The organism is Aquimarina sp. MAR_2010_214, from assembly GCF_002846555.1.
Lineage (GTDB): Bacteria > Bacteroidota > Bacteroidia > Flavobacteriales > Flavobacteriaceae > Aquimarina.
Genome location: NZ_PJMS01000001.1, coordinates 471907 through 491307 on the forward strand (window position 1 = coordinate 471907; position 19401 = coordinate 491307).

Here is a 19401-nt window from a genome sequence, read left to right on the forward strand (position 1 = left end):
CTATTATATTAAAATTATTGATGATTTATATTGGACTTCCTTGCAAAAAGAGGAGCAAATATACCATTTTCTGATTTTTTATTAAGGCTTCATCAAAAACAATATTAAAAACCTTATAGTCAAGTATTTACATTAAAAAATAAAACCTGTGATTCTGAGAATTTATGACGTGTTTTCTGGAATAGCGGATTACTTCTTTTGTTTCTCCCTTGATATTGAAGATATATTTGCTCCAATCAAAATATAAGTTGCGCAACAAAACTAAAAAATAAATGAAATGAAAAAAATTGGAGTATTCATCGTAATATTATTGGCTACATTTTCTTGTTCAGAAGAACTAGATAACCATACCACTCAAGAAAATAGAATTCACGCAAAAGATCTAGAATTTTTAGGAGTTGAACATAATGAAGGGTTGAGAGATGCGTTCACATTCTTAAAGAAAAGTAAAGGCGCTAAAAACAACTTTGATACAAAAAAAGAATTACAAAGTCTAGAAGCCTTTTTAATATCAAGAACTAATTCTAACACAAAATACCCTAAAAAATCGAACCAAGTAGGAGTAGACTTGGTGAAAAAAATGTTTAAAAACCAAACATCTACTACCAAATTAGATTCAAAAGAAAAAAATGTATCTAATGCATTATCTCATGAAGAGAAGATATATTTAAATAAGTTAGATGAAGTATTAAAAAGTGCTAAAAATAAGGATGCTAATGTGTATAAAAGAATAGAAATCATAGAAGATGAGATAGAAAATAATCAAAAACTTAATAACAATCAAGGCTAAGTTCTAATTAGAATATGTTTTATCTTTACTTTATAAAAACGGAGAAATGATACCAGAAGATTTTAGAGATTTTTTCATTAGTTCATCGGCTTTGGTTCAATCAGAAATTGTTTCCACATTATTGGAGATCTCTACTGAGGGTTCAGCCCTGATTGATAGCAATCAGAGTAAAGCCATAAGCTGTCCTCATTGTAAGTGCAATAAAATTAAGGCTAATGGTAAGCTCAAAGGAGTACAGCGCTATGTTTGTAATACTTGTCATAAAAACTTTAGTGAAACTACCGGTAAGTTCTGGTACAACCTCAAGAAGAAAGACAAAGTTAATCGTTATTTATTCTGTTTACTCTCTGGATATAGTATTCGCAAGAGTGCCAAAGAAACAGGGATTTCTATTCAGACTTCTTTTGATTGGAGGCACAAATTACTTGTCTCCTTTGGGAGCGTAAGTGTGGATGAATTCCAAGGAATCCTAGAGAGTGATGATCTTTTCTTTGCTTACTCTGAAAAAGGGAATCGAAATTTGGATCGTCCTGCTAGAAAACGTGGCGCAAAGGCAAGTAAAGCTGGTCTCAGTAATGAAAAAGTAGCTGTGATAGCCAGTTGTGACCGATCAGGGAACAAAGATTTCAAAGTAGCTACCAGAGGTCGCATTAGTAAAAGTGACTTGGAGACTATATTACAAGGGAAGTTGGCTAAAGTAGAAACCCTTTGTAGCGACAGTCACAGAAGCTATACTGCATTTGCAAAAGACAAGAAGGTAGCACACAAAAAATTTAATGCTTCGAAGGGTCAAAGAGCTGTTGACAAAATATATCACGTACAAAATGTGAATAATATGGATATGCGTCTAAGGAAATTTATGGAGCCCTTCAATGGAGTGGCAACAAAATACCTTCAGAATTATCTGAATTGGTTTTTAGTCTTAGAAAAAATAAAAAATTCAACCAGTAAAATGGCAACCGTAGCAGCTATAGCCTTTGCTTCCAATACTGCCTGGATGGAATTTAAAAACATAGTAGTAAATAATATGCTTTTTAGAACTTAGCCTTAATCAATTACTTGTATTATTTTCTGCAACTCAAACAGCTAAATACTCATACCAATATTGGTCCAAAAATGCACATAATTGGAAAGAATTGATTTCAGGAAAATCAAATTCAAAATCCAGAAAAGGATGGCTAGATGATTTATATACTGTAGTTGCAGCTGATGCTGGTGGAGCGGTAGGCGGAGCAGTAGGTGCATTAGCCGTTAATCTTATCCCTGGTTTGGGGCAAGTAGCTTACGGAGGTGCTATTGTAGGAGGTGCTATAGGAGGATCTGCAACTGCTGCTTTTATGATCGTTGCAACTGGTAACGCTGGAAGTTATACACATGGAGCCTTATCAAGTTTCTTCCTAAATAAACCTGAATATAACGTTGTTGCAAATATAAAAGACTATAGCAAAGTTAAACTTCTAAACACCAATCCTCAACTTTCTCAAACAGATCTCTCTGGAGGGTGGAATCGTGTAGTATTATATATCGGAACTAGTTCTGACACCAGTATTGGACTTTATGCTTATATATTACAATATGGAGGGTTCATCAAGGGTTATTTAGAACATTATCAACATCAAGGTTCTGGAAATCCAATCTTTAAAAGGATAAAAGTAGCGGAAACCACACCCGATAATATCTGCTATAATGTAATTGCATGTTCAGGAGGTCCTTTAACCACCAATGACGGTCAAATTACCTTTTTTCCTATTCCACAAGAATAAAAAATCAAATTGAATTTATATAGCTCTCCCCTTTGAAATGAGCATAGGGGAGGGTAAATCAATATGTTTTCATCTCTAAAATCAATTAAGATTTTAAGCCATAAAAAAACTATTATGAAAATCATAACTAAGTACATAAAAATCATAGAGCGTATGGATCAGCTTATTCGTTTACAAGCTACAGGTCCTCCAGAAGATTTTGCATCTCGTTTGTGTTTATCAAAAACCAAATTCTATAGAATGCTTAAGCTAATGAAAAAATTAGATGCTCCCATAATATATGATATTGATATAAAAAGTTTTGTATATGAAGAACCTGTAGGGTTTTCTTTTGGATTTTATGCATATGAAGATACTAAAGTAAATACAGGTGCATTTGCAGAGGACAAAAATATAATAAAACAATCCGACCTTGCAAAAAAGTCAGCAGGGTTCTAAATTATATATTAAGCAAGCACTATTAAAACATACAACATAATGTAAAAATTTTATTGATGTAAGTTATAACTAGCTTTTGTTTTTTGGTATCGCATCAAAAAATCATAACACACTAACTCATAAAATCGTTGTTTGGATCTAAAGGCACGATTCACCAGCATATGTATATAACTGCTTAGTAAATCGTCTAATGACATTTCTAATTGACCGTCCTGATGTACTTTCATGATGTTTTGCACTACTCCTAGTGATTGCTTTGCTTTGTGATCTAGTAAATCATCTAAAACTCCATAGTCTTCCTGTATAGATGTTGTCTCTAAAAAAGAAGCAAGCTTGCTTTTTAACCCTCTGTACTTTTTATCTAATTGTTTATTTAATCCCTTATCAGCGTGAAATTCTCTTTTAAACCCCTTACTGTTTCGGGTAACCAGTTTTAGTTTTTCTTGTTGTTCATAGTTAAAACTGTTTAATAGCCTATCAATCGCTTTTACTACAAACAAAAAGTACAATTCTTCATCTTCGATCAATGCTATTGCATCCAGCAGCATGGTACTATCATAAAAAAACAAGGTTTCAGAGGCATCTATAGTGTTTGTACCATAACGTTCTAATTCTCTTATATAAGTATCAGTTTGTAATTTATATACCACTCGTTGTTCTATATACCGCTGCATTACTGCATTGATATGCAGGATCACAGTTCCTATAGCATGTATATCGGGCAGATGAAATCGTATCCTGATATGAAAATCAGGATCTCCATAGCGTATAAAAAACCAGGAGTCGATCAGGCCTTTTTCCAGTAACTGTGATGTAAGTGGTTTTATAGTTTCGGTAAGGAGCACATCAGACGTACGGGCACCACAATATATTTTGTAATATAGCCATTCGTCTCCCAGTATATATGTTCTTTTTGTGCTCATGTAATATTCCTTTGTTTTATGCTTTTATTATTTTGTCATTCCTGCGTAGACAGGAATCTAAAAGTGACCTTAATCATACCTCAACTGCTTTTGATGCTTCAGTTTTCTTTCTTTCCTGTTCCAGTTTTTCTTTATTAAACATCGAGATTATAAATTGATTGGTATAACTCATACCTTCTTGTTGTACAATACCTTTTTGTTCATTAGACTGCACTTCTTCAGCAAATAAAAACTCCTCTAGTCTACATCTCTTTTTATTTTTTATGGTATCTAACCACATATTTACCGAATTGACATTTTCTAGATTGATTAATAAGGTATTATCTCCATCAATCAATTGTACCATCACAGGAATATTATGTTTTGCTCTCCAGGCAACTATCATTTCCATTTTGTCTTTTTCATTGTTCTCTTTCAAAAAAGGCAAGTCAGCCGTAGTAATATCCCATCTGGCTTTTTCTATGATAAACTCTTTATATACCACTCTGGGTAAAAAGGTATGCTTCTCTAACACTTCTCCCCAATAAAACCCAAGACCTGATCGGCCGCCTTGTTTTTGCATATCACATAAGAAATGATATACAGGTAATGCATTGGCACTATAATTATGAGCATTGGTTAGGCGAGGAATAATTTCTTTATTAAGTGTTTTGGAGCGTAATACAATACGACCATATTGCACTGATATCATCAAATCTGATATCGCTACTTGTTGCTCTATGGGCACATTAGATTTTCCTAAATATGGAATTTCATAATCCCGTATCGTTGCCCTTCGAATCACATTACCCGTTCTGGATTCTGGTAAATGAACGACTTCGGCCAGGATCTGATTTTGATACATTTCTTGTTCTACAGCTGCAATATCCTGTACGTGTTTTAAAATATTCTTATTTCCGGTAGAAAACCGCCCTAACAGATTTGCCGCAGAGGATCCCCCTATTGAAGAAAATATCATTTTTTCTTCACCATCAATCGTTGCAATTTGAACGATCGTAGACATAGTATCGGGCAAATCACTCCAATCTAATTCGAGATGCTCAAAATCCTTATCTTCGAGTAATAGTGTATACTGGTTCTCTTTATGTATATCTTGTAATTTCTTGTTTAGAATTTCTTGTACCGCTGTCCATTGCATTTCTTGTCCTGAAACCGGTTTGGAAGGAATATATAGATCATCTAAAAAAGAAGTGGAGTCATTGGCATCCTGGTGCTGTAGGTATCCAATACCTACCTCGGTATCTAAGACTGTCGCCAGAGGAATTTCCTGAGTTTCATATCGCTTTACAAATGCATCTTTAAACCGTTGCAAATGCGTTTCTGATGAAGCACTACTTATTCTATTTAACAGTTCGAGTGCTCGTGTTAACTTATATCCCCATCGTATATTTAATTGATTAGATTGCGCCTGAGTATACATATCGGCCTGAAAAAGATATTTCAACTCAAAAGGAGTTTCCAGCTGTGCTATTCGCTCACTAAGCCTTAGGTATTCAACAGTTTCATTACCCAGTTTCTGATCTACTTGTTCCAGAAATTTTTTATAGTGCTGAATCTCTGTTAGTATAGCATCGGCACCTTCTATTTGACTCAAACAATCTTCTAATTGTTCTAAAAAATCATCTCCGGTTACAGAGGGTTCTATCTCACTCACCAGGATTTGATTATCTATCAATTCACTTATAAATTCTGAAGCCTCTTCATAGGTAATTTCGTCATCAACCAAGAGGGAAGCTAATTCCTTTATTTTTTTACCAGACCTAGCACTTTCTATTATGGCTTCAAGATACTCTGCATATGCAACTGCCTCGATAGAATGTTCTCGCCTATTATACTGATTATATTTGTATTCGATATATCGATATTGATCTCCGATTTTATAAAGACTGTTATTGGTATACCATAATAATTGTTTTTTGATTGCTTCTTCTTTGGCAAGCTTTTGTGAGAAGGCTACCAAAAAGTTCATATCAAACCGAGTCTGTCTTTGGTGTTTATCATAATTAGCTAATTCTATAGCGGTAGCTTTACCAAATGTTCCTATACTACAACCGGCAAACAACCCAAAAGGAGTACAACGAGAACTCATCCTGGATAAATATTTTAATAAAGAAGATTCTAGTCGTTTACTCTTTTTAACATCTTTAAGCTGTCCTGATAGCCATTTCTCAATTTCGGAAAATAGCTCAGGTGAAGCCAAGAAAATAGCTTCTCTGATGTTGTCATTTTTCCAGACATCTTTAAAGGTTGCTATTGTTATATTCTGTTCTCTTGTAAGATCATAATAAAAGTCTAAAGGTAAAATAGGAGTTCTTAGACAAAACTGATCAAAAAAGGTATATGGATTTTTTAGTTTCAAGAGGTATTGGTATTATTCTATACTTATTTAATAGGACATAAATATACTATTTTCTGTTTTAAGGTTTTTTCTAAATGATTACTAGAAAAACACGTATTATTCAGTTAGTTACCGAATTAAACTAAAAATTTGAATTCTGCGAATTCTATGTTTGCTTTCAGTAATCATGACTTCCTTCACTTGTTTTTGGGGTAATTACAAAAGTCAGTGTACATTTGTAGTAATGTATAAGAATCCCATTACATCAATAACTGTAGCTGAAGCATTACGAAAAATGGAACATTATTGTGCTTATCAAGAACGTTGTCATAAAGATGTAGAGGATAAACTAAGGACGATGAAACTTATTCCTGAGGCTAAAGAAAAAATCATTATACATCTTCTGGATCAAAATTTCCTTAATGAAGAACGTTTTGCCAAAGCCTTTGCTCGAGGAAAATTTAACATCAAAAAATGGGGTAAACAACGTATAGTTAGAGAACTTAAATTTCGTAACATCTCACCGTATAATGTAAAAACGGCACTTAAAGAAATACCTGAAAAAGATTATCTTGAGACTTTTCACAAACTTGCCGAAAAAAAATACAATACTCTTACCGAGCAAGACAAAAACAAGAAACGCAAAAAACTTGTAGATTATCTTTTATATCGAGGCTGGGAAACACATCTGGTTTATGAAAAAGTAAATGAGTTCTTTTAAATAAAAACCTCAAAGGGTTATTATAATATCTTTGAGGTTTTTATTTATAGTGCACTCTATTTGTTTAATAATTCTGTCGCCAAGTCTATTCCACTATCTTTTTCATCAATAAAATCACTGTTCGAGAATAGTGGAACTCTATTCTCTTCACTAGGACCCACCCCAATAGCTTCATAAATTTTTCCATTCGCATCACTATACACTTCATTAGACAACCCTACTGAAGCTCCGTTTGGTAAAGTGTGTACTAAAATATCTGAAAAAACTCCATTTGTATTATCACCCATTATAGTTACATACGGTAAATCTTTCATGCAAAGTGTAAAAATCTCTGCTGCACTTGCCGTTAAAGGGCTTGTAAGTAACATAATATCTCCAGTAAATTGAAAATCACCCTTGGGAGTCACATTTATTGATGTGCTTTTTGTAAAACCGTCACCTAATCTCGCTTTTTTAGAAAATGCTAATCGCTCTTGGTCCAAAAATCGTGAAGCAATATTCACTGAAACCATATCATACCCTCCACCGTTAAATCGAACATCAATTATTAATTTAGAAACTGCAGATTTTTTAAGATCATTCATTATTTTATCTAATACTGAGTTTAATGTTTCTAACTCATTTTTTGCAGTAGAAGCATAACCTTCCATTCCTAAAATATTGATATATGCAATATCACTACCAATCAACCCCCATGCTATTTTTCCATTTTCATCAACCTCAACTTTATTATTTAAATATTTTGATACTATGGTTTGTAATTTCTGGCTGTAAAGCATATTATAATCTTCTTGGGATTCAATAATTAGATCTCCGCTTAAACCTGAATTTAATCGAGAAATTAAACTAGGCGAACCAGCATCGATCGCAACATTATTAGCCTCATCATCAATAGCGACATGCCCATCCTTCAAAAGAAAAACTAGCTCCTCTAGAGTTTCATAAAAATTCTCTGAGGTTACCTGCTCTCTTAAATTCTTGTATTGTGACCAGTCTACATTTCTTGTTTCAAAAAAAGCATAATAATCATTAAAAATATTCCAGAAATGATCAAAATTAACTTTTGGATCTTTAGTATTTGCAATCTGATCAGGAAGACAAAACTCATTTTGATTTGACAATCTATTGAACTCAATATTTGATGCACTAAGCTCCGGTACTCCTATTAATTTGTCAGGACTAACAAGATTTAGACTTACACCAAAAGATTCTTCTGGCACAAAATTATCTTCTATAATAGTGCATCCAACCGAATTTACACCATACAACACTTTTTTTTTGTCTGTAATCTCAATGAGATACCCTTTGTCTTCGGCTAACCAAAAGCCATTTATAGTTTTTTCTGGTTGAGGTTGATCATCATCAGACTGACAGGCCATGAACAAAATCACGGATAAGAATAAAAAACATCTTTTTAAATTTTTGATACTGCTGTGTAAATTCATACTAATCATATTTTTAAAAGTTACATTTCATTGACAAATAAAAAATCTATCGGTTGCATTAAAAACGATCGCAATGAACTACTTGCCACCATCAATTTATAAATAGACCGATATGTGATTTATCATAGTCAAAACTAGATAGGACTCATAAAATCAGCGTTCGATATTATTAAAATTTAAAAATTCGGAACCTTTTTGTTTTTAGATCTAAATTGACTAGGTGTCAATCCTGTTTCTTTTTTGAACGAAGTGTAAAATGTGGTTTTGGATTTAAATCCTGCTTCTAGTCCTATGGCTAATAAGCTGTACTTATCAAATTCTGTATTAAGAATCATACACTTAACTTCTTTAACTCTATAGGAATTAATATATATCGTAAAATTCTTTTTTGTAATATCATTTACAATCTGTGATAAGTAACCCGAACTTATATTTAATAGCTTAGCTATCATTTCTTGACTCAGATTTGGATCACGATAAATACAATCTTTTTGAAGAAGGTTTTTTAACTTTTGAAAATATATGTTGTCTTCTGAAAATGAAGTATCTGGATTCGTTAGCTCTTTTTGTTGTCTTTTATCAAGAATTTCTGTAGGATTAACTAATAAAATATCATTTTTATCATTGGTAAGTTTTAATGTGTAAACTCCATAATACACAACCCAAAAAACAAATACTGAAGTACCTGTACATATAATAGATATTCCGATTTCATAACCTATATTAAAAATCATATCAGCAATATCTATTAATATCCAAGATATGATCAGAAGAAATATCCAAACACATAATTTTTTCAGCCATTTAGTATTAGGATGAGTTGAATATTTTTTTTCTTTAAGAATCTTATAAGACCAAATAACAAGAATGAAGTTGAATGAATAATAGCCTAATTCTTGAATATCAAAAATCATTTTGTACACAAAACCCTTATGTTCCCATGTATAAGCATACCATTTATAGGCATATTCCAGATTAAAAACCACATTAATGATAACAGAAAGCATAAAAGGTGTGTACAACCAATATAGCTTCTTGCTTTTTTCTAAATCATGATTGATTGATTTTAAAAAATAAATAAAGAAAAAAACTGGAAATAAAAATATCCATTCGATGTCGTATAATACCTTAACCTTTGGATATTTAATAAACACCGCTATATCATCAAGATAAACATTGAGCATCAATAAAGAAACTATCAATATTGCATAGCTCAAATAATTATTGGTTTTGCTTCTAAAAAATGGAGAAATTAAAATAACCAAACCAAAAATGACCCCTTGAGAAGCACTAATTATCAATAAAGAACTTACAGCGTTCATTGGTCAATATTTACTATTATACCTATAAAAATTCCTTGAGTTTTTGTTTTCATCTAGACGTATACGCTACGAATCATGTAATCAAAAAACTTCATCGAATTAGGTTTGTTGCAAAAATCAACTAACTAAGCATTTCTTTTATTGGTTTTTCTTATTGCTTCATTATTTTTATAATTGATCCACTTTTCTCCTCTGGTTTTTCGCATAAAATTATCCAGATATCTCATAAAAAACACATTATAACAAGCTTTAGAAAACTGAATAATCCCTTGAGGTGCAGAACGAATACTCATAGAAAACCCTGGAGTTAAATACGTCATCTGATGCCAATATCCTTCGGGCATATACAATGTTTCACCATGTTTTAAATTTGCAATATACCCTTTGGCATGCTTCAATGCAGGCCATTTTTCAAAATCCGGATTTGTATAATCTATTCCTTGATGAGACAGCAATGAGTGTGGCACTTTGTATAAATATTTTGTTTCTGAAGGAGGAAATAATATACATTGTTTTTCTCCATGAAAGTGAAAATGAAGAATGTTTGCTAAATCTATATCATAATGCATAAACACCTTAGATCCACTACTTCCAAAAAACAAAAATGGAAGTTTTTTCATAAATTTCAATCCTATCTCTACTGGATACCTGAAATCCTTTTGAAGCTGAGGCGCTTCTTTTAGTAAATTATATAAAAAAATACGATAATTGGTAGATCCTTTTTCAAGTAGATTAAGATATTCGCTCATTCTCATACTGGTATGAGCTTCATTAAATTTATGCTCAGATGAAATCGGTCTGTCATCATATAAAGGAACGGTCTTATCACCTGCTATATCATTGATATAAGAAAGATCCCATTTTTCATACGCTGGCCAATCCACAATCAACCTTTCAATTACAACTGGTTTTTGTGGTACAACATATTTCTTAAGAAATTCTTCTTTGGTAATTGTTTTTACCCTTGGTATTTGTTCTAAATCTAATTTCACTTACTAAAAAATAAGCCATAAAAATTAAGGCAATATCTGCCAAAAGTAGGCGATGGCAATTCCGTACTGATAGGTATCAGTATAATCTAATGATCAAAAAAATAAAAGATGCAGTTAAAAATTTGTATTCCCTTTATCTAACTTTAAAAAGCTATGATATGTTTCTATTTATCTGCTATTATTCCTTTAGCTTTCTGTTTTGCGGTTTCATTCCTTTCGATAGTATGATCTGGTCTTGACCATTTGGGTTTCTCTTCTAAAGAATCAAATTTAGAGTTTTCTGCTTCAATCGTTTCTGGCTGAGCCTTTTTAACAAATGGTTTTTGCGGATTAAGTCCTAATGTTTTAAACATCTCCATATCTTTATTTACATCTGGATTAGGAGTTGTTAGTAATTTATCTCCGGCAAAAATAGAATTTGCTCCAGCAAAGAAACACATTGCTTGTCCTTCTCTACTCATTTCGGTTCTTCCTGCAGATAATCGTACTTGTGTTTTTGGCATAACAATTCTGGTAGTAGCTACCATTCTAATCATATCCCATATCTCCACAGGCTTTTCCTCTTCCATTGGTGTCCCTTCTACAGCAACCAATGCATTTATAGGTACCGATTCGGGTTGAGGATTTAATTTTGATAATGCTGCCAACATTCCGGCTCTATCACTTATCTCTTCTCCCATACCAATAATACCTCCACTACAGACAGTTACATTAGTTTTACGAACATTATCAATTGTTTTTAAACGATCTTCATAACCTCTTGTAGAGATTACTTCTTTATAATATTCTTCTGAAGTATCTAAATTGTGGTTATAAGCATATAGTCCTGCCTCTGCTAATCGTTGTGCTTGATTTTCGGTAATCATACCCAAAGTACAGCACACTTCCATATCAAGTTTATTGATCGTACGAACCATTTCCAGTACATTTTCAAATTCTGGGCCATCCTTAACATTACGCCAAGCAGCTCCCATACATACTCTAGAGCTTCCAGAAGATTTTGCACGAAGTGCTTGTGCTTTTACTTGTTGTACGCTCATTAGGTCATTACCTTCAATATCGGTATGATATCTGGCTGCTTGTGGGCAATATCCACAATCTTCAGGACATCCTCCTGTTTTAATAGATAACAGGGTAGATACCTGTACAACATTTGGGTCATGATATTCGCGATGAATAGTTGCTGCTTTATACAGTAAATCCATCATAGGTGTATTGTAAATATCAAGAATCTCTTGCTTGGTCCAATCGTGTCTAATAACGCTCATAAATCATCTAAATCTAAAAGTCAAATGTAAGAAAATCTGGTTGTATTTATATCAATTAATACGATAAACTCATATCTCAAAAATTAATGCTTTATCTCTAAAAAACGCTCAAACAGTTTAAAAAACTTTTCTGGCTCTTCCAGATATGGGTTATGGCCACTTTTTTCAAACATTACAAACTCGGCCTTAGGCATATAGGTTTTATACTGTATTGCAAATTCTGGAGTAGATACCCCATCATAACGCCCGGCAATGATTAAAGTCGGCGATTGTATTTTTTTTAACTCTCTTCTGAAATCTATATCTCCCATATCACCCGTAACATGAAAATCAGCATCTCTACCAACAATGGTATAATACACATCAGAGTTCCATGAACGTTTTACTTCTTTAGGTACAGGTTGTCTTAATTCTGTATTATGATAGTATATATATTTTGTTGGAAAATCTCCATATACTTTCGAAAACTCTGAATCACTAGATACAAATCCCTCTGATCGTAATGAATCAACTACTTTCCATTTTTCTGGAAAGTGTGTCTTGGCATAATGATTATAACTATCGCAATTTGCCTGCCACATTAACCCACTATGAAACCCATTAATCAATATCATCTTCTCTGTATATTGAGGGTATTTTAAGGCATAGGCTTGAGCAACTACGGTACCATAAGAATGTCCTACTACTGTCCATTTAGACAACTGCAACGCTTTTCTAATACCTTCTAGCGTTTCTACATCACCTTGTATAGAATATTCCTTGATATCCTTGGCATCATCAGAAAGTCCTCTCCCCAAACCATCAAAAAAAACCACTTGTCGATTTTTATGATATTTCCCAAAATTACCCTGCATATAATCATGAGAATTTCCGGGTCCTCCTGCAATAAATACTATTGGATTTCCTTTACCTTTAGTTTCTACATTAATCTTGTATCCATTTATATTGATTAGCTGAGATTCAAACTCATCATGAATAGTTTCTTGCGCATGGGCCGAAAAAAGTAAGATAAGACTTACTAAAAAAAGAGTGGTTTGTGTTTTCATGTATTATAAATCTTTTTAATTACTCGAGAACGCATATAACCGCATTCTAATACCAAAAATTTTATATTTCAAATATCGCAAAAAATTAAAGACGCTCGAGCAAAATACTAACAGCATTACCTCCAAAACCAACAGCATTTACTATTATTTTATTTAACTGCTTAGGAAGTTTATCATATGTTACAAAGGGTACCGGAATAAATTCCTGATGTTTTAGCATTAGTACTGCAAGCTCCAGACTCAAGATCCCGCTGGCACCAAAGGTGTGTCCTATTTTCCATTTATTAGTCGTCAAAGCTGGTAATGAATCTTTAAAAACAGCTTTAATAGCATTATATTCTGCCAGATCTCCTTTTGCTGTGCCAGGTGCGTGTAATACAATAGCATCCACCTCATCTGCGGGGGTTTTGCCTAAAGCCAATTTCATGGATTTTTGAAAACAATCTGCCTCTGTAGATATGGATATGTTATGCTTTAGTGGTTCTGTAGCATAACCAATACCTCCTATTAAAGCCAAAGCATTTTCTTTTACTCCTTTTTCTAAACATGCAATAGCAGCACCTTCACCAAGAAACATAGAATTTCTTTTTTTATCCCAATTCATTGCCTGGCATGGATATGCCACCTTATCATTCGAAGCATATATCTTAAGGGCTTTCATTTGTGCAATAGTGAATGGCGTTAATGGGGCTTCGCTTCCGCCTACCAAAAATTGATCTGCCAAACCCGATTGCAACCAGGCAACACCATTAAGCACTGCATGTAATGCTGTAGAACATGTAATCGAGTGACTTATCTCTGGTCCGCTGGTTTGTAAATCATGAGCAATCCATGATGAAATATTTCCGAGTGTAGTCGTAGGAGAACTTAATGTAGACGATTTACCATTTTTCAGAAATTCCTGATGGTATTTTTCAAAAAGCCCTGTTGCACCACGAGAAGAACCTATATTAATTCCAAAATTACGATCTCCATGCCATCCAGCATTTTTAACTGCTTGTCTGGCGGCAAAAACACCAAAAAGAACAGAGTCATCCAATGCCTCATAATGAGAACTCTCTGCTCTTAATTCTTTTATTTTTTGTTTCGCGTGTTGAGAAAGTAATGCAATCGGGGCTTGTTCTCCTTCAAAATCTTTAAAAGAGATACGATGTGATGGATCTTTATATGCTTTCCATATATCGCCAGAAGAAACTCCCAATGGAGATATAGAAGAAATTCCTGTTATTGATATTTTTTGTTGCAATTTTCAAGTTTTGGCAAATGTACTGGTTTGTTCTATCTTGTTCAATAGTAATATCATTTATCATAAGATTTTAGTAACAAAAAACACATTTTAGATACTTATCTTTATAGGATATAATGATAAAAATTATGGAGGATCATATACAACAAAAAAGCTGGTTTGCCAGAAATTGGGGCTGGGCAGTTCCGGTAGGAGGCTGTCTTACTCTTATTGTCTTATTTTTTATTTTTTTGGGCTCTCTAATATTTGGTGTGAGTGAGTTAATTACTGAGTCTACCCCTTACAAGGATGCTCTTGTTAAAGTAAATGAAGATGAATATGTGGTAAATATCCTGGGAGAACCTATAGAAACTAATGGCATAATGAATGGTAGTCTTTCTTATAAAAACAACACAGGATCTGCAGATATATCGATCCCTATAAAAGGACCAGAAGGTGAAGCAAAATTATATGTTGTTGGCACTAAACAGAATGACCAATGGACCTACAGAGAAATGTATGTGATCATTGATGAAACCAATGAGCAAATTGATTTATTAGGATATCAACAAAATGAGTATGACAACGAAAACCCATAGTAATTTGGTAGTATTTGGAGTACCATTACTCCTTATTTTAACAGTGATTTTGATCACTAAATCACAAATGTTTGCTACGAATACTAGTGCACTATCTATTGGTATCACTCTTGATCTACTTTTTACTATACCTATTGTTTATTTTATATTAATCAAAAAGAAAAATATTCCTAAAACTACAGTCGTTCCTTTTTTTATCTTAGGAATGGTTATCGCTTCTTATATTATCCCGCAGGAACATCAGTCTACACTAAATTGGGCAAAAAACTGGATTTTTCCTTTTGTAGAACTAAGTGTTGGTCTTTTTGTGTTTTATAAATTTCGCCAAACCATAAAAAGATATAAAGCCAATGCAAAACAAGAGTTAGATTTTTTCTCTGCATTAAAGGAAACCTGTAGTGAAATTGCACCTGGTAAAATTGCAATATTTCTTACCATGGAGCTTGCGGTATTATATTATGGATTCATATCCTGGAAAAAGAGAATTCTAGCAGAAAATGAATTTACATATCATAAAAACAGTGGAACCATTTCTTTATTAGCAGCACTTATAGTAATCATAGGCGTTGAAACCTATGTGCTCCACATTCTTTTATTAAAATGGAGTGCAATTGCAGCTTGGATTGCAAGTATACTAAGTGTGTACTCTAGTATCCAGATCTTTGGCTTTCTAAAATCTATTACAAAAAGACCCGTTACCATAGAAGGTGATATCTTACATCTACGCTATGGTATCCTTAGTGAGACCACAATAAATATTAGCTCCATTGCATCTATCGAAATGACAAACAAAGAGATCGAATTCGATACTAAAACCATAAAGTTGTCTCCACTTGGTGAGTTAGAAAGTCATAATATGCTAATCACTTTGAAACAAGAAAATATATTTTCCGGACTTTATGGAATGAAAAAGACGTATAAAACGATCGCATTTTTTATTGATGACAAAGAGAAATTCACGTCTTTAATAAAAGAAAAGTTAAAGAGTTAAATATTCTCTAACAACTCAATAATAGTATCATACACCTTCTGTAATTGTTCCTGAGTAATCACATAAGGAGGTAAAATATAAACCGTGCTCCCCAATGGTCTTAATGCTACCCCATTTTTCATAAAATGGTCAAATATTTCATAACGTTTCTTACCATAACGATCCATTTCGATATCCAGATCTATGGCATAAATTACTCCTTGTTGTCTTGTCTTTTTAATTTTGGGATGATCCTTAATCTTAGTATCGAAATCCTTATGAGATCTCATGATTCTGTCAATATCACCCTGAATTTCTTCACTCTCTAAAAGCGCTATCGCTGCAAGAGCCACAGAACAGGCTATGGGGTTAGCAGAATAGGTATGTGCATGAAAAAAGGCTTTACCAATCGAATCATCAAGAAAGGCATCATAGATGTCCTGAGTACAGCTTGTTACTGCCATAGGTACGAATCCTGCTGTTAAAGCTTTAGACATCGAAATAATATCTGGTTTGGTTTCTACATAATCAGAAGCAAACGTTTTTCCGGTTTTTCCGAAACCTGTCATTACCTCATCTGCAATGGTAATTATAGTATTGTCTTTACAAATGGTAAGGATTTGATCCAGATATCTCGCTTCGTACATATGCATTGCATTGGCTCCCTGTACCAGTGGTTCATATATGAAAGCAGCTACTTCATGAGTTGTAATACACTCTTGTAATTCTTTTATTACACTGTCAATATTTTCAAAATTTGGAGTAGGAATACGTTTAACATTTATAAAAAAATCTTCAAACGGGCCATTATATACTGATAATCCTGAGGCAGACATAGCTCCAAAAGTATCCCCATGAAAACCATCTTCAAAAGCGATAATTGTATTTCTTTTTTCACCTCTATTAAAATGGTATTGTAGTGCCATTTTAATTCCTACTTCATTGGCGGTAGAACCATTATCAGAAAAGAATATCTTTTCTTGATTATCTGGTAATATTTTGATCAACTCTTCAGATAATTTTATAGCAGGTTCATGTGTAAAACCTGCAAATACAATCTGATCCAGCTGCTGCATCTGATATTTTACTTTTTCTAAAATATAATCATTACAATGACCATACATGGCAGTATACCAAGAAGCAATTCCATCGATATATATATTCTCATCTTCATCATAAAGCAAAGCTCCTTTTGCTTTTATAATTGGTAATGCTTCGGGATGTATTTTATGCTGAGTAAGTGGATGCCAAAGATGTTTTTTATCTCTTTCTTTTAAAGTCATATGTATATCATTTCCGCGAAAGCGAATATTTTTTTAGTGAATATTAAAGTGATTCTAATTTATCTCTAAATAATTCTGCATATTCCATCACTACCATTTTATCAAAATAAGGCTCATTATCAATTCTTCCTATAACTGTAACTCCTGTCATTTCTTTTATGATACTTTCTGTAGTTTTATGTGCTGCTCCATTAAAAATAATAGATACAGTACATCCTTTTTCTTTTAAAATCTGAATGGTCATTAAGGTATGATTAATACTCCCTAAATAATGTCTGGAAACTACAATAACATGGTAATCAGAGTGTATTAAATCCAGGATCGTATTGTTATTATTTAATGGTACCAATAATCCCCCGGCACCTTCAATAACCAAATGATTATTTGTTTTGGGAAGTGTTATTTTATCAATTTCAATAGAAACCTGGTCAATTTCTGCTGCAGCATGTGGGCTCATCGGGGTTTTTAAGGCATAGCTATTATTATGAAATTCAGATTTTGAATTAGACACTAACTCCTGTACTTTATCGGTATCCGAATATTCTAAATCCCCTGCCTGTATCGGTTTAAAGTAATCTGCCTGCAGTGCCTCAACCACAATTGCCGAAGCTATAGTTTTACCTACTTCTGTGCCTATTCCTGTAACGAATATCTTTTTATTCATTTTAAGTAAAATTTGTGATTACAGTCCTTACATCTATATTTCGTTTTTTGATTAATTGGTAACATAAACAATAGAAGAAGAACTAAACTTTTAAGGCTATCGATTGTCGAATCCAGAACTGTTTTTTCTCCATTACATTTTGGACAACAAATAGATTCTCCCTGATCATCTATAGCATATTCTTGTATACTTTCTATAATCTGCAGTGCTTTCTGTTCGTCTTCTGCTTTTACTTTCAATTTAACGCCTCCGATAGCATTACTAACCAAAGGATCAGTATCGATGGTATACATATCCATAGTAAAAACCTGGATTCCTTCTGATTCTATTCGTCCTTTGATAATCAATGCTTCTGACGAATATTGAAAAACAGCGACAGTTTTAAATATTTCGCTCATATGCGTACAAAAGTAGCAAGTAGTTCTAAGACTTCCGATATTTCTTCTTTAGAATTATAAGAATGTAAACAAAAGCGTAATCGCTCTTTACCTTGTGGCACAGTAGGTGACAAAATCGGTTTAACATCAAATCCTTTTTTCTGGATTTCATTTGCTACTTTTTTCACATTTTCATTTCCTGAAATAATACAGCAATGTATTGCAGAATTACTTTTAATGAATCTTGATGTTAGATGTTTGGATTTAAGTTCTTGGGTAAAAAAAGTAATATTCTCAATAAGTTTTTTAATTTCTGGTGTACGTTGAAGTTCTTCATACGCCATTTTGATAGTTGCAATAGAGTGTGGTGGTAATCCGGTAGTATATATAAAACTCCTACAAAAGTTGACTAAGTATGTTTTTAGATCCTTTGATCCTAAAACCACTGCTCCATGACAACCTAATGCTTTACCAAAGGTATTTATCCTTGCAAAAACCTGATCTTCTATTCCTAATTTCTGGAGTAGCCCCACGCCATAATCACCAAATACACCGGTCGCATGTGCCTCATCTACAATAAGATGGTAACTGTATTTCTGGCAAAATGCTATTAAAGATTTTAAGTCTGGACAATCTCCATCCATTGAAAAAACCGACTCTGTAACGATATATATTTCTTGATCACTTCTCTCTTTTTGATTTCGCTCAATCTGAAACTTTAGATCTTCTATATCATTGTGTTTAAACTTATACGATTTTGCATTACTCATCTGCATCCCATCTCTAATAGATGCATGTATTAATTCATCATAAAAAATAACATCTCCTCGTTGGGGTACAGAAGAAAAAAAGCCAACATTGGCGTCATACCCAGAATTAAAAATCAAAGCTTCTTCAGCATTATGAAAATCCGCAAGCATTTTTTCAGTTTCTACGTATAATTTATGATTTCCAGAAAGCAAACGAGAACCTGTCGCTCCGTTTTTTTGTATTGTTTTTTCAATCAATAATCGATGAGTCCCATTAAAAATTTCCTTTGATGATGTAAATCCCAAGTAATCATTAGACGAGAAATCGATGAGAGTCTTTTGTTCAGAGAGTTTACGAAGAGCATTACTCTTCTCTCTATTCTTAAATTTTTTATGAAGTTTTTCTGGAAATAGCATAATAATTTCAAAAATAAAACAAATACTTCTTACAAGCAGTCAGGTTTTTAATGAATACTAATTTGACTATA

The 19401-nt window shown here is 33.1% G+C and carries 19 protein-coding genes; 7 read left to right on the forward strand and 12 right to left on the reverse strand.

Annotated features, from left to right (window positions below; translation table 11 throughout):
- Window positions 1-277: 277 nt before the first annotated feature.
- The 4 genes from ATE84_RS02155 to ATE84_RS02170 all read left to right on the forward strand — a co-directional run bounded on the left by ATE84_RS02155 (window position 278) and on the right by ATE84_RS02170 (window position 2991).
- A complete protein-coding gene (locus tag ATE84_RS02155) occupies window positions 278-790 on the forward strand; it encodes a hypothetical protein (protein WP_101445440.1) in 513 nt (170 codons plus the stop codon).
- Between the two features lie 46 nt (window positions 791-836).
- A complete protein-coding gene (locus tag ATE84_RS02160; protein WP_101444842.1) occupies window positions 837-1835 on the forward strand; it encodes an IS1595 family transposase in 999 nt (332 codons plus the stop codon).
- A gap of 91 nt (window positions 1836-1926) precedes the next feature.
- A complete protein-coding gene (locus tag ATE84_RS02165) occupies window positions 1927-2553 on the forward strand; it encodes a hypothetical protein (RefSeq protein WP_101445441.1) in 627 nt (208 codons plus the stop codon).
- A gap of 114 nt (window positions 2554-2667) precedes the next feature.
- Window positions 2668-2991 carry a hypothetical protein gene (locus ATE84_RS02170; RefSeq protein WP_101445442.1) on the forward strand — a complete coding sequence of 108 codons (324 nt, stop codon included), beginning with the start codon at window positions 2668-2670 and terminating at the stop codon, window positions 2989-2991.
- A 50-nt stretch (window positions 2992-3041) separates the two neighbouring features.
- On the opposite strand, the gene ATE84_RS02175 is transcribed toward ATE84_RS02170, so the two are convergent.
- Both ATE84_RS02175 and ATE84_RS02180 read right to left on the reverse strand, forming a co-directional pair.
- Complete coding sequence (locus tag ATE84_RS02175; RefSeq protein WP_101445444.1) at window positions 3042-3914, reverse strand: thiopeptide-type bacteriocin biosynthesis protein; 873 nt, start codon at window positions 3912-3914, stop codon at window positions 3042-3044.
- 73 nt (window positions 3915-3987) lie between these two features.
- On the reverse strand, window positions 3988-6273 hold the full coding sequence (locus ATE84_RS02180) for a lantibiotic dehydratase family protein (RefSeq protein WP_101445445.1): 2286 nt from the start codon (window positions 6271-6273) through the stop codon (window positions 3988-3990).
- Window positions 6274-6496: 223 nt separating this feature from the next.
- Here ATE84_RS02180 and ATE84_RS02185 point away from each other — a divergent pair, with 223 nt between their 5' ends.
- Window positions 6497-6973: a regulatory protein RecX gene (locus tag ATE84_RS02185; RefSeq protein WP_101445446.1), complete on the forward strand. Its 477-nt coding sequence runs from the start codon at window positions 6497-6499 to the stop codon at window positions 6971-6973.
- A 56-nt stretch (window positions 6974-7029) separates the two neighbouring features.
- On the opposite strand, the gene ATE84_RS02190 is transcribed toward ATE84_RS02185, so the two are convergent.
- From ATE84_RS02190 to ATE84_RS02215, 6 genes are all read right to left on the reverse strand, one after another.
- On the reverse strand, window positions 7030-8418 hold the full coding sequence (locus ATE84_RS02190) for a S41 family peptidase (protein ID WP_158237153.1): 1389 nt from the start codon (window positions 8416-8418) through the stop codon (window positions 7030-7032).
- 176 nt (window positions 8419-8594) lie between these two features.
- Window positions 8595-9740, reverse strand: coding sequence for an AraC family transcriptional regulator (locus ATE84_RS02195; protein WP_101445449.1), 1146 nt, complete (start codon window positions 9738-9740; stop codon window positions 8595-8597).
- Between the two features lie 125 nt (window positions 9741-9865).
- Window positions 9866-10732: a cupin-like domain-containing protein gene (locus tag ATE84_RS02200; RefSeq protein WP_101445450.1), complete on the reverse strand. Its 867-nt coding sequence runs from the start codon at window positions 10730-10732 to the stop codon at window positions 9866-9868.
- A gap of 164 nt (window positions 10733-10896) precedes the next feature.
- Window positions 10897-12000: a biotin synthase BioB gene (bioB, locus tag ATE84_RS02205; protein ID WP_101445452.1), complete on the reverse strand. Its 1104-nt coding sequence runs from the start codon at window positions 11998-12000 to the stop codon at window positions 10897-10899.
- Window positions 12001-12083: 83 nt separating this feature from the next.
- On the reverse strand, window positions 12084-13046 hold the full coding sequence (locus ATE84_RS02210; protein WP_101445453.1) for an alpha/beta fold hydrolase: 963 nt from the start codon (window positions 13044-13046) through the stop codon (window positions 12084-12086).
- A gap of 85 nt (window positions 13047-13131) precedes the next feature.
- Complete coding sequence (locus ATE84_RS02215) at window positions 13132-14292, reverse strand: beta-ketoacyl synthase N-terminal-like domain-containing protein (RefSeq protein WP_101445455.1); 1161 nt, start codon at window positions 14290-14292, stop codon at window positions 13132-13134.
- A gap of 128 nt (window positions 14293-14420) precedes the next feature.
- On the opposite strand from ATE84_RS02215, the gene ATE84_RS02220 reads away from it, so the two are divergent.
- Entirely contained in the window at window positions 14421-14870 is a 450-nt protein-coding gene (locus ATE84_RS02220) for a cytochrome c oxidase assembly factor Coa1 family protein (protein ID WP_101450778.1), read from the forward strand.
- Window positions 14851-15861 carry a hypothetical protein gene (locus ATE84_RS02225; protein WP_233195731.1) on the forward strand — a complete coding sequence of 337 codons (1011 nt, stop codon included), beginning with the start codon at window positions 14851-14853 and terminating at the stop codon, window positions 15859-15861. Before ATE84_RS02220 ends, ATE84_RS02225 begins: the two co-directional genes overlap by 20 nt.
- Here the strand turns inward: ATE84_RS02225 and bioA are convergent.
- Genes bioA through ATE84_RS02245 form a run of 4 tightly spaced genes read right to left on the reverse strand, consistent with a single transcriptional unit; the run spans window position 15858 to window position 19330 of the window.
- On the reverse strand, window positions 15858-17123 hold the full coding sequence (gene bioA, locus ATE84_RS02230) for an adenosylmethionine--8-amino-7-oxononanoate transaminase (protein ID WP_101445457.1): 1266 nt from the start codon (window positions 17121-17123) through the stop codon (window positions 15858-15860). The two genes, ATE84_RS02225 and bioA, sit on opposite strands and share 4 nt — an antisense overlap.
- A 43-nt stretch (window positions 17124-17166) precedes the next feature.
- Window positions 17167-17787: a dethiobiotin synthase gene (bioD, locus tag ATE84_RS02235; protein ID WP_101445459.1), complete on the reverse strand. Its 621-nt coding sequence runs from the start codon at window positions 17785-17787 to the stop codon at window positions 17167-17169.
- A complete protein-coding gene (locus tag ATE84_RS02240; RefSeq protein ID WP_101445460.1) occupies window positions 17784-18185 on the reverse strand; it encodes a DUF2007 domain-containing protein in 402 nt (133 codons plus the stop codon). Before ATE84_RS02240 ends, bioD begins: the two co-directional genes overlap by 4 nt.
- Window positions 18182-19330: a pyridoxal phosphate-dependent aminotransferase family protein gene (locus tag ATE84_RS02245; RefSeq protein ID WP_101445461.1), complete on the reverse strand. Its 1149-nt coding sequence runs from the start codon at window positions 19328-19330 to the stop codon at window positions 18182-18184. The genes ATE84_RS02240 and ATE84_RS02245 overlap by 4 nt, the downstream gene beginning before the upstream one ends.
- Between the last annotated feature and the right edge of the window lie 71 nt (window positions 19331-19401).